The organism is Microcystis sp. M44BS1, assembly GCF_020244875.1.
In the GTDB taxonomy this organism is placed as follows: domain Bacteria; phylum Cyanobacteriota; class Cyanobacteriia; order Cyanobacteriales; family Microcystaceae; genus Microcystis; species Microcystis panniformis.
Genome location: NZ_JADBVM010000171.1, coordinates 21,767 through 32,395, shown reverse-complemented (window position 1 = coordinate 32,395; position 10,629 = coordinate 21,767). Strand labels below are relative to the sequence as shown.

Genomic DNA, 10,629 nt, shown 5'->3' with positions numbered 1-10,629 from the left:
TCCAGATACAGTCAACGGTACAGCCATTTTCAAGTAAAAAATGTACCCAGTAGCCTCTTTTCAATTTTTTCTTAGAAGCGACCTGCAGTAAGGGTTTTGTTAATTTTTTAGTATTTATGTATGGGGGAAGTCCAGTTATATAACAGCCTCAGACTTATCGGATCCTCGGAAAAATCCTAGTCAAGAAGCCGAGAAAGTTAATCAATATAAAGACACACGCTTCCGCACAGTAGCAAATGCTTGGGTTAGAAATCAATCTGTAGAATTTCAAGGTAATAACCTTAATGATTTTCCAATCAAGTGTTTTTGGATGTTAATCAACGATTTTCAATAACAAATGATAGAAAAAAAGGGAGTTCTAAGAACCCCCCTCAACAGTTAATAATTAGATGACAGCCAAATTAGTAGCGGCCAGCATTGGGTTTATGAACAATAAAGCTCATGGTTTGACATTGTTTGATGTTGTCAAAAGCGATAACGCGGATGTAGCAATCAGAATATTCAGTGCGGCACTCGCGAACTTCATTAAGAACTTCTTGGGGACCAGAAACAGAGAATAAAGGCAGTTTCCACATCGTCCAATGATAATCTGCGGGTTTGGGATCTTTTTCAAATTCCACAGCAGGAATATAACCCTGATCGATCATGTATTGAATTTGTTTAGCAATTTGTTGATCGGTGAGGGGGGGCAAGTAGGAGAGAGTTTCGTAACGCTTCTCTTTAGGTAAAGTTTTCATGGGTTTCTTGATTCCTTATGGGTTGGGTAGATCATCAACATCGAGATTTAATTCCGATGTCTCTGGTTGACTTATAGCAGTACGGGTGAGACGTTCCAAAAGTTGCCGACGATGTTCGGTATTGTCATTAATAATTCCCGTTTTTACCATCTCTGGCAAGAACTCTAAAACCTGTTCGGCTAAATGTTCTCTTACCGTCATGATCCGCAAAACTAACTCTTTATTCTCAGTCATTAACCCCGCAATATAGGCCTCGCCATCCTGAATGGAATGGCTAGAAGTATAGTGACTCAGCCAAATAGCTAAAGTCGGATTAGTTTCTGATAATTGATCGATAATCGTGCGAACCGCTTGGTAAGTTAGGTAACTTTGTAAGACTTTCGCGGTATCTTGAACAACTTTTTTCGGATACATTTTATACAGTTTTCAGTTATTGGCTAGACAGTTATCAGTGTTGAAATTCTAGCGACTGCCTGCGGATTTTGGGCAAGTCCCCGGCATTATTTTGCACCGATAACTGCTAACAACCTTCTGAAGGGCTGTATTAGAGGGTATCCATAGCCTCGAACTCGAATTTAATTTCTTTCCAGAGTTCGCAAGCGGCAGCCAGTTCAGGACTCCAACGGCAAGCTTCCCGGATAACGTCGTTACCTTCGCGGGCCAAGGAGCGACCTTCGTTACGAGCTTGGATACAAGCTTCCAGAGCCACACGGTTAGCGGTGGCACCCGGTGCGTTACCCCAGGGGTGGCCGAGGGTTCCACCACCGAACTGTAAGCAGGAATCGTCACCGAAGATTTCCACCAGCGCCGGCATATGCCAAACGTGGATACCACCGGAAGCAACCGGCATTACCCCGGGTAAGGAAGCGTAGTCTTGGGTGAAGAAAATACCACGAGCGCGATCTTCTTCTACATAGTCTTCACGCATCAGGTCAACAAAACCCATCGTGATTCCGCGTTCACCTTCGAGTTTACCGACAACGGTTCCCGAGTGCAGGTGATCACCACCAGAGAGACGTAAGCACTTAGCTAAAACGCGGAAGTGGATACCATGATTTTTCTGACGGTCGATAACCGCGTGCATTGCCCGGTGAATGTGGAGCAGTAACCCTTTGTCGCGGCAGAATTTCGCCAGGGTGGTGTTAGCGGTGAAACCACCGGTGAGGTAGTCGTGCATAATGATGGGGGTTTTGATTTCGGCGGCGAATTCAGCCCGTTGCATCATCTGCTCGCAGGTAGGAGCGGTTACGTTTAAGTAATGTCCTTTAACTTCGTTGGTTTCTGCTTGGGATTTAACGATCGCCTCTTGGACAAAGAGGAAACGATCGCGCCAACGCATGAAGGGTTGAGAGTTAATATTTTCGTCGTCTTTGGTGAAGTCTAAACCACCGCGAAGACATTCATAAACGGCACGACCGTAGTTTTTAGCGGAAAGGCCGAGTTTAGGTTTGATGGTGCAACCGAGTAGGGGGCGACCATATTTGTTTAATTTGTCCCGTTCAACGGTGATACCGTGGGGAGGACCTTGGAAGGTTTTGATTAAAGCGACGGGGAAACGGATATCTTCTAAACGGAGACCGCGTAGAGCTTTGAAACCGAAAACGTTACCAACGATCGAGGTGAGGATGTTGGTGACGGAACCTTCTTCAAATAGATCTAGAGGATAGGCAACGAAACAGAAGAACTGGTTATCTTCGTTGGGTACGGGTTCGATATCATAACAACGACCTTTATAGCGATCGAGGTCGGTTAAGTTATCGGTCCAAACGGTGGTCCAGGTACCTGTGGAAGATTCCGCCGCTACTGCCGCACCTGCTTCTTCAGGAGGAACTCCGGGTTGGGGTGTTACCCGGAAGCAAGCTAGTAGATCGGTATCTTTGGGGGTGTAGTCGGGGGTGTAGTAGGTCAGGCGGTAGTCTTTTACGCCGGCCTGGAAACCTTTGGATTTGGCTTGCACCATTGGGATTATTCCTCCATAAACTGCATGATTAGTCGCACCTGTAAAATCTCGCCGTCAACCGACATAGATTTTTCTTAAGCTCCTGTCCCCTGCTGCTAGGAGCGAAGTTAGGGAGCAATTTTCACTAATGTTTTTTTCAACTGATCATCTTAACACGAACTTTACCCTATTCTGATCATTTTTTTCTCTATCCCTAAAATTTTAATTGTTTTTTTTTCTCGGGGAGATTAGTTTCTTTAATCTCTCGTCATCTAACTTTGACAATCTCTACAAAAACACAAAAAAATCAACAAAAATTTACCTGATTGACACACAGAAACTTCTGCTCATCAGGCTTTGAGCGATTAAAACTACTCTTTAATTGAGGAAGATTATCAATAATTACAACCTCAAAAAATGTCGGCAATCGCTAAAGATGAATTAGATTTTTAAGCAATTATACCCAGTACCTAGAGGACAGTTAGACAGCAGTGAACTCTAGATAAATTAGGTCTAATTACTCAGTAATTATTGTTGAGATTTTTGGCTTGTGAACGATTATTTTCCCCTTCAAGAATTAAGGTTATTGTTGCCATTAAAACGATGACGTTCTGGAAATAGCGTGACCAATAACTGATTGATATAGACTTTTCCGACCACCGATGCTTGATTCGGTCGGTTAGTAGTAGATGCTTGTTCTCTGGTTTCCGCAGGACTGGCCTCGGCGACCATTTCCTCGCTATCCCAAGGACTGGCCACGGTTTCGGCGACCATTTCCTCCACGGACGGGCCTGGGGACACTTGACTGACTACGGGTTCTGGTTCCGGTAGAGGGGGTCTTTCTGGTTCCGATCGGGTTGCTGACACCTCGATGGTAATTTGACGGGAAGTATCTCCGATCAGGGAACCGGACGGCACGATCGACATCGCTGCCACAGAAGCATTAAAAATCGTTGTGGTTGAACCGATACAGGCATTTTCACCGATTTCACCCTGACCGACTATTAGAACTCCTGTACCTAAAATTGCCCCGGCACCGATAGCAATAACACCCTGATAGGCGGTTAGAATCGTTCCCATACCCAGACAAGCACCCGCACCGATAATTATTCGGCTATTGGGGGCTGCTCGGAGAATCACCCCCGCAGCCACGATCGCACTCTCATCAATGGTTACATCACCATTAATATAGAATTCCGAGCGGCTAATAGGTTGAACAGGGGGTAAGGACATAATTGACAGTTACTCAGTGATCAGTGATCAGTGATCAGGGGTTAGGGGGTAGGGGTTAGAGTTTCAGGTATTTTTCCCGATCCACCAACACCTAACACCTATCTCCGTTCACCGATCGCCGAGTCCTGAAATTAAGGGCGTTGAATAATCGATTCGAGAACACGACGTTTTGCTTGGGAGTCAATCCCGATCAGACGAACGTATTCCCCTTGATGGTCGCGCAGACAGGTTTCTAAAGCGGCCACCACATCGGATTCGCGACTGCTATCGATGGGGGTGCAGCTTTGCCAAGAACCGGTTTTAAAACGACGTTTATCCGCGTGTTCACTGCCAATTTTGTGACCTTGGTTCAACAAAGAACGAATTTGAGCGATCGTTTCCGCAGTTAAGGTACTGGTTAAAGTGGCAGTACCGCCGCCGGAGGAACCGGAACCATAGCTTTTGAAACTCGGTTCAGCAACGGCGGCGGTTTTACCGTTGCCATTACTAGCCACCGAACCATCGGGACGCTGGATCACCGTTTCTAAAACCCGTTTTTTAGCTTTAGCATCGATACCGAGTAAGCGGACGTATTCGCCGCTATGTTCCCGTAAACAATCTTCCAAAGCAATAATCACATCAGATTCGCGATTACTTTCGATCGGAGCGCAACTCTGCCAAGAACTGGTTTTAAACCGGCGTTTATCCGCGTGTTCGGTGCCGATTTTGTAGCCTTGGGCGAGCAGGGAACGAATTTGAGCGATCGTTTCCCCACTTAAGCTACCACTACTGCTATAACTGGCTCCGTTACTGGCGGGGCTGCTGTAGCTGCTGGTTTGGCCGCTGCCGTTACTAGCGGAGGTGCCACCGGGACGGTGAATAATCATTTCGACGACGCGTTTTTTCGCCTGCGGGTCGATCCCGATCAGACGGACGTACTCATCGCTATTTTCCGCCACGATCGCTTCGATATCGCGAACGATGCCGGCTTCGCCCTTGGTTTCGATCGCCGGCCCGGTTAACCAAGAACTGGTTTTAAACCGGCGTTTATCCGCGTGTTCGGTGGCGATTTTCAGCCCTTGGGCCAGCAGGGAACGCACTTGTACCGACAGGTCAGAATTGCCGTTACCGTTGCTATGGCCGGCGTGGACGGCGGTGGTGGTGCGGGCCGGTTCTCCCGGGGTGTCTTCGGGGCGTTGGATAATCATTTCCAGTACGCGCCGTTTAGCGGCGGGATCGACTCCGATCAGGCGGACGTATTCGCCCTGTAGGTTTCTCAGGGAGGCTTCTAGGGATTGGGATACCTGTTCTTCGCGGCTGCCGTCGATAAAGCCGGCACTTAACCAAGAACTGGTTTTAAAGCGGCGTTTGTCAGCGTATTCTAGCCCGATTTTGTAGCCTTGGGAGAGGAGGGAGCGAACCTGCGCTCGAATGTTTGTATTTAAACTCATAGGTGTCACCGAATTTCTATATAGCGTCTCATTAGCGATGTTTATAGCGGCTGCCGGTGGCGGAGTCGCTGGGCTTTGGGCTTTGATCGGGACGCTGGGGGCGAGGTCGATATCGACAATGTGACGAGTGAAGGCTCGATCGATTTCTGTGACATCGGGTAAGCGATCAGCCTGCTGTTGGCTGGTGATCACGGAACCGGATGGCACGAATTTACCGGCGGGGATTTCCACGTCTTGAACGAGGGCGTGCATCATGACTATGCAATCGGCCCCGATGCGAGCATTAAAGACGGTGGAGCGAAAACCGATAAAACAGCGATCGCCCACATAGGCCGGCCCGTGAATGAGTGCCATGTGGGTGATGCAGCTGCCCCGGCCGATCCACACTGAATATTCTCGGCCGTCATCTCCCACCACACGGCTTTTTTCTAAACCGTGGATGATTGCCCCGTCCTGAATTTTGCTGTCGTCGCCAATGTGAAAGGGGGTTCCCTCATCGGCGCGGATGGAAGTCCCCGGAGCGATCACCACTCGCGCCCCGATCTCGATAGCGCCACTGAGGTTAGGGAAGGTGTGGACTTTGGCACTCTCGTCTATGCGCGTTTCCTCTGGGGATTTGGTCCGCTTTTTCGGACTAGCCGCCGTTGTGCGGACGACCATAGTTAGTCTTCCTCCATACTGAATTTGGCTGGCTGGTTGTTAATTAACTGTGTTTGGGTCCTATCGATGTTTAACCGGATTGACGAAATTCGTCCCTCTTGCTGTAGAGGGTGCGATTTTCTACGGTTATAGTGTCAATAATCCCCACCACCATCGCGTCAAGGGGGCGATTGTTCTGCCCGTCTTCGATCCGAGCCGCTCCTCCCCGGGACACTAGCACCCATTCATTAAGCCCCGCTCCGACAATATCACCCGCTACTTCGTATTTAGGCAAAAGTTGCCCTTGAGCGTCGATGAATTGCAAAAGCAGAAGTTTCACTCCCGTCATACTGCGAGGTTTCAGGGTGCTAACGACGGTTCCGCAAACTTTGGCAATTTGCATGGAATTTGTTTACACTAAAAGTTAGTTGCGCTCTAGATTCGTCTTAAAGGTTGCGGGTTAACACTTTCACGAAACTGTTCCACGGCGTCTGTATAACGAATGGGAAGAACGAATTCGAGGTTTTCGTGGGGACGGGCGATGATGTGGGTCGAGAGAACTTGACCACCTTTAACACGATTAGATGCCGCTTCTGTCCCCGCCGATACGGAGGCCTGTACTTCCGAAACGTCCCCCCGGACGATGACGGTGACGCGACCACTACCAATTTTTTCGTAACCTACTAGGGTTACGCGGGCGGCTTTTACCATGGCATCAGCCGCCTCGACGACGGCTGGGAAACCCAAGGTTTCCACCATGCCCACTGCAATTGACATAATATTTTTGTCTCCTAATGGTTGGCTTTCTTCGACTCTATAGATGCTGACCCCGATCAACGGTGTTTAATAGCTGCGGAATTGCTCTACTTCTTCGGTGTAGCGAATGGGCAGCACGTATTCGAGGTTTTCGTGGGGACGAGCGATGATATGGGTAGATAGCACTTGTCCTCCGTTAACCCGGTTGGCGTTTTCCACTCCGGCAGCCACAGAAGCTTGCACTTCTGAAACGTCTCCCCGGACAATGACAGTGACGCGACCACTACCGATCTTTTCGTAACCCACTAGAGTCACCCTGGCGGCTTTGACCATGGCATCGGCCGCTTCCACAACGGCGGGAAATCCTAGGGTTTCAATCATTCCTACTGCAATTGGCATTTTTTTGTTCCTCGCTTGTCAAGCCAAACTAAACTATTAATCTCGTTAGCGTTATCAACTTTGTTTCAGTCAAATTCTTTCCTTGTTACTTTTCCTGCTCTAGCTTTGGTGGCAGTCGGGATCGTGGCAAGGTGGGGGTAAGACCATCCTAAATTTTATCTCGATCGTGACCGTTTTCATCCACTAATTTTATTTTCTAGGGCTGGTTGGTAAAAATTTGACGAGTCAGGCAAAATTATCAACCTAAAAAAAGCATAGGAAACTATGACACCTTTGACAATATAAAACATTATGATTATTTCTCATCTTCCGGTTAACGAAAGTTAATCATTCCTTTACTTCGCTCATCAGACTCAGCAATTCTCAGGACATTGACAGCTAAAACCTTTGCTATGACTGCATTTGCCCTTTAACTTCTCTCTTGGCAGCTCGATTGTCTCTGCCGGATTTACTGGCAGATAAAAGCCTATTTTTCGCTGATTTCGGCTTTTTTATAATTTTTTTATACTATATACGGCTGGGGTTGGGGAGTGGGGGAGCCTTTGTCAGTGTTGCCAAAGGCACGGCGTAGCCGTCCAGTAAACAGTGATCAGTAAACAGTGAACAGTAATCAGTCAGGGTGAGAGCATCTCAAACGCTATTGACAATTAGCCAATTTTGTGAGCCGTTTGCTGTATAGTTACGAAATCGACCCATTTGGTCGATTTTTGCTTAACAATTGAGATGGCCAATTCTCCTCAAATATGGCTGAATCGCTCTCAGGGTAAGCAACTCACCTAAAGTTCATTTTGTCAAGGATTGTTAAGATGCGCTTACCCTGAGTAATCAGTGAACTGAAAACTCACATCTGATCACTGGTAACTGGTAACTGATCACTGATTCTAGCGATCGATCTCACCTTCGTAGGGTTGGACACCGATCGAGGGATAATTATCGTGGTTAGGACTGAAAACTTCTAAGACTGCATGAGCTAACTTTTGGAAAAAGTCGGGACTCTCGTGCAAGGATTTAAGTGCCGCTTCTAATTCCGGACGGGAGAAATCGAAGCCTTGGGAGCGAGCTATCTCTAGTAATTGCTGAGGATCTTGGGTTGAACGCATTTTTTGACCCAATTCTTCGTTTTTAGCGGCTAAGGCGAAAAAGTCGAACACTTGATTTTTAGACATATAAATACTTTTCCTTTGATGATTAAAGGTGTGGCCTCGGCGGCGTGGAGGTTAAACTGCCTAGTATGGTTCATTTTTATCCTACCAGTCAGGAGATATCCTCAAAGCAAAAGTTTCGTTTTTCTTTGCTTGTATGGCTGAGTATGCTTTAGGTCTAATTCTGAGGAGTGGGAAGTGGGGTGTAGGGTGTGGGGTGTGGGGTGTGGGGTGTGGGGTGTGGGGTGTAGGGTGTAGGGTGTGGGGTGTGGGGTGTAGGGTGTTTTCTCAGTGAACTGATAACTGATAACTGATAACTGAATCCTGCCGACCGCCGACCGCTTCTTTCAAGTCAGAGAATAAATAGCCTAAAATAGAAACCTGCACTCTTGTTTCTGTAGCCAGCATCATGAATAAATCCCCACGTCGTTACCATATCACCACCTTTGGTTGTCAGATGAATAAGGCTGACTCCGAACGCATGGCGGGTATTTTAGAAGATTTGGGGTTTCAATGGTCTGAGGATGCCAACGAAGCCGATTTAATCCTCTACAATACCTGTACAATTCGCGATAATGCCGAACAGAAGGTTTATTCCTATCTCGGTAGACAGGCTAAACGCAAACAAACTCAACCCCATCTTACTCTAGTGGTCGCTGGCTGCGTGGCCCAACAGGAAGGGGAACAATTATTAAGACGGGTTCCCGAAGTGGATTTAATTATCGGTCCCCAACACGCAAATCGCTTGGGAGACTTATTACAACAAGTTTTTGACGGTTCCCAGGTGGTGGCCACCGAACCCATCCACATCATGGAAGATATCACCAAACCGCGCCGGGATAGTAATATTACCGCTTGGGTGAACGTCATCTATGGTTGTAATGAACGCTGTACCTATTGTGTGGTTCCGGGGGTGCGTGGGGTGGAACAATCCCGCACTCCTGCCGCAATTCGAGCAGAAATGGCACAATTAGGACAACAGGGTTATAAAGAAATCACCCTTTTAGGTCAAAATATCGATGCCTACGGACGGGATTTACCCGGAGTGACGGCAAGCGGCCGACATCTGCACAATTTCACCGATTTACTCTACTACATTCACGATGTGGCCGGCATTGAACGTCTCCGTTTTGCCACCAGTCACCCCCGCTATTTTACCGAACGTTTAATTAAAGCTTGTCAGGAATTACCTAAAGTTTGTGAACATTTTCATATCCCTTTTCAATCGGGGGATAATGATGTTCTCAAGGCGATGAAACGGGGCTATACTCAGGAAAAATACCGACAAATTATTGCTAATATTCGCGATTTAATGCCAGATGCTGCCATTAGTGCCGATGCGATTGTCGGATTCCCCGGAGAAACAGAGGCACAGTTCGAGAATACTTTAAAATTAGTCGATGAGATTGGTTTTGATCAATTAAATACGGCGGCCTATTCTCCCCGTCCAGGCACTCCGGCCGCTATTTGGGATGATCAATTAAGTGAGCAGGTAAAAAGCGATCGCTTACAAAGATTAAATCATTTAGTGGCCACAAAAGCCGCCGAACGTTCCCAAAGATATTTAGGCAGAATTGAGGAAATTTTAGTGGAAGAAGTTAACCCTAAAGATGCTAGTCAAGTTATGGGAAGAACTGGAGGTAATCGCTTAACTTTCTTTACGGGAAATATCGAGGAATTGCGCGGCACATTTGTTAAGGTTAAAATTACCGAAGTCCGTCCCTTTAGTTTGACGGGAGTGATCTTTTAATAGTTAACAGTGACCCCTCAGCAGTGAAAAAAGGCAATAGCTATCGGGAATAATTTGCCAAGTAGGTAGCTGTTAAAAATTGTCAGATACCCCCCTTATCAAGGGGTGCAGGGGGGATCAAAGGCAAAATCTATCTTCAATTTAATTATAACTAATTACTTATTTTATGGATATTATCGCTATTTTGCAGCAAGATTATCAAAGATTTCCCCTCGATCAAACCTATGATATTTATGCTGATGACGTTTATTTTCAAGACCCTCTCAATCAATTTCGGGGGATTAAACGCTATCGGGAAATGATTGGTTTTATGGGTCAATGGTTCCAAGCTATCAAGATGGATGTCCACGCAATTGAACAGCAGGGAAATATTATTAATACCCGTTGGACATTGCACTGGACAACCCCTTTACCTTGGCGGCCTCGCATCGCTATTTCTGGACGCAGTGAATTAACTCTCGATGACAATAATCTGATTATTTCTCATATCGATTATTGGGATTGTTCACGCTGGGATGTGCTGCGTCAGCATTTACCTTTTCCCAGTTCTTAACTAGGGTCTGCTGAAAAAGTTTTTCGTGGGGACAGGGTGTGGGGTGATGGG

Annotated in this window: 12 protein-coding genes; 2 read left to right on the top strand and 10 right to left on the bottom strand. The window is 46.9% G+C overall.

Features of this window, described 5'->3' with window-relative positions; genetic code table 11:
* Positions 1-401: 401 nt before the first annotated feature.
* The 10 genes from IM515_RS13820 to IM515_RS13775 all read right to left on the bottom strand — a co-directional run bounded on the left by IM515_RS13820 (position 402) and on the right by IM515_RS13775 (position 8,686).
* Positions 402-737, bottom strand: coding sequence for a ribulose bisphosphate carboxylase small subunit (locus IM515_RS13820; RefSeq protein WP_002741682.1), 336 nt, complete (start codon positions 735-737; stop codon positions 402-404).
* Positions 738-752: 15 nt separating this feature from the next.
* Positions 753-1,151 carry a RuBisCO chaperone RbcX gene (rcbX, locus tag IM515_RS13815; RefSeq protein WP_002732424.1) on the bottom strand — a complete coding sequence of 133 codons (399 nt, stop codon included), beginning with the start codon at positions 1,149-1,151 and terminating at the stop codon, positions 753-755.
* Between the two features lie 130 nt (positions 1,152-1,281).
* Positions 1,282-2,697 carry a form I ribulose bisphosphate carboxylase large subunit gene (locus IM515_RS13810; RefSeq protein ID WP_002753365.1) on the bottom strand — a complete coding sequence of 472 codons (1,416 nt, stop codon included), beginning with the start codon at positions 2,695-2,697 and terminating at the stop codon, positions 1,282-1,284.
* A gap of 549 nt (positions 2,698-3,246) precedes the next feature.
* Positions 3,247-3,909, bottom strand: coding sequence for a beta-carboxysome scaffolding protein CcmN (ccmN, locus tag IM515_RS13805; RefSeq protein WP_287627392.1), 663 nt, complete (start codon positions 3,907-3,909; stop codon positions 3,247-3,249).
* Between the two features lie 131 nt (positions 3,910-4,040).
* Positions 4,041-5,999, bottom strand: a complete 1,959-nt coding sequence (locus tag IM515_RS13800; protein ID WP_287627393.1) for a RuBisCO small subunit-like domain-containing protein — start codon at positions 5,997-5,999, stop codon at positions 4,041-4,043.
* Positions 6,000-6,069: 70 nt separating this feature from the next.
* Complete coding sequence (gene ccmL, locus IM515_RS13795; protein WP_002734360.1) at positions 6,070-6,381, bottom strand: beta-carboxysome shell vertex protein CcmL; 312 nt, start codon at positions 6,379-6,381, stop codon at positions 6,070-6,072.
* A gap of 32 nt (positions 6,382-6,413) precedes the next feature.
* Positions 6,414-6,755, bottom strand: a complete 342-nt coding sequence (locus tag IM515_RS13790) for a carbon dioxide-concentrating mechanism protein CcmK (RefSeq protein ID WP_002741689.1) — start codon at positions 6,753-6,755, stop codon at positions 6,414-6,416.
* Positions 6,756-6,821: 66 nt separating this feature from the next.
* A complete protein-coding gene (locus IM515_RS13785; protein WP_002734613.1) occupies positions 6,822-7,133 on the bottom strand; it encodes a carbon dioxide-concentrating mechanism protein CcmK in 312 nt (103 codons plus the stop codon).
* Positions 7,134-8,014: 881 nt separating this feature from the next.
* Entirely contained in the window at positions 8,015-8,299 is a 285-nt protein-coding gene (locus tag IM515_RS13780) for a Nif11-like leader peptide family natural product precursor (RefSeq protein WP_002741693.1), read from the bottom strand.
* A gap of 264 nt (positions 8,300-8,563) precedes the next feature.
* Positions 8,564-8,686: a hypothetical protein gene (locus IM515_RS13775; RefSeq protein WP_256377561.1), complete on the bottom strand. Its 123-nt coding sequence runs from the start codon at positions 8,684-8,686 to the stop codon at positions 8,564-8,566.
* On the opposite strand from IM515_RS13775, the gene miaB reads away from it, so the two are divergent.
* Positions 8,685-10,025, top strand: a complete 1,341-nt coding sequence (gene miaB, locus IM515_RS13770) for a tRNA (N6-isopentenyl adenosine(37)-C2)-methylthiotransferase MiaB (RefSeq protein WP_287627394.1) — start codon at positions 8,685-8,687, stop codon at positions 10,023-10,025. The two genes, IM515_RS13775 and miaB, sit on opposite strands and share 2 nt — an antisense overlap.
* Before the next feature lie 166 nt (positions 10,026-10,191).
* Positions 10,192-10,578, top strand: a complete 387-nt coding sequence (locus IM515_RS13765) for a C6orf136 family protein (protein WP_287627395.1) — start codon at positions 10,192-10,194, stop codon at positions 10,576-10,578.
* Positions 10,579-10,629: the final 51 nt, after the last annotated feature.

Excerpts from the sequence above, each read along its gene's own strand:
- IM515_RS13785 (WP_002734613.1), bottom strand. The coding sequence starts at position 7,133 with ATGCCAATTGCAGTAGGAATGATTGAAACCCTAGGATTTCCCGCCGTT.
- IM515_RS13780 (WP_002741693.1), bottom strand. The coding sequence starts at position 8,299 with ATGTCTAAAAATCAAGTGTTCGACTTTTTCGCCTTAGCCGCTAAAAAC.
- IM515_RS13790 (WP_002741689.1), bottom strand. The coding sequence starts at position 6,755 with ATGTCAATTGCAGTGGGCATGGTGGAAACCTTGGGTTTCCCAGCCGTC.
- IM515_RS13800 (WP_287627393.1), bottom strand. The coding sequence starts at position 5,999 with ATGGTCGTCCGCACAACGGCGGCTAGTCCGAAAAAGCGGACCAAATCC.
- IM515_RS13810 (WP_002753365.1), bottom strand. The coding sequence starts at position 2,697 with ATGGTGCAAGCCAAATCCAAAGGTTTCCAGGCCGGCGTAAAAGACTAC.
- IM515_RS13820 (WP_002741682.1), bottom strand. The coding sequence starts at position 737 with ATGAAAACTTTACCTAAAGAGAAGCGTTACGAAACTCTCTCCTACTTG.
- IM515_RS13765 (WP_287627395.1), top strand. The coding sequence starts at position 10,192 with ATGGATATTATCGCTATTTTGCAGCAAGATTATCAAAGATTTCCCCTC.
- miaB (WP_287627394.1), top strand. The coding sequence starts at position 8,685 with ATGAATAAATCCCCACGTCGTTACCATATCACCACCTTTGGTTGTCAG.
- IM515_RS13775 (WP_256377561.1), bottom strand. The coding sequence starts at position 8,686 with ATGATGCTGGCTACAGAAACAAGAGTGCAGGTTTCTATTTTAGGCTAT.
- rcbX (WP_002732424.1), bottom strand. The coding sequence starts at position 1,151 with ATGTATCCGAAAAAAGTTGTTCAAGATACCGCGAAAGTCTTACAAAGT.
- ccmN (WP_287627392.1), bottom strand. The coding sequence starts at position 3,909 with ATGTCCTTACCCCCTGTTCAACCTATTAGCCGCTCGGAATTCTATATT.
- ccmL (WP_002734360.1), bottom strand. The coding sequence starts at position 6,381 with ATGCAAATTGCCAAAGTTTGCGGAACCGTCGTTAGCACCCTGAAACCT.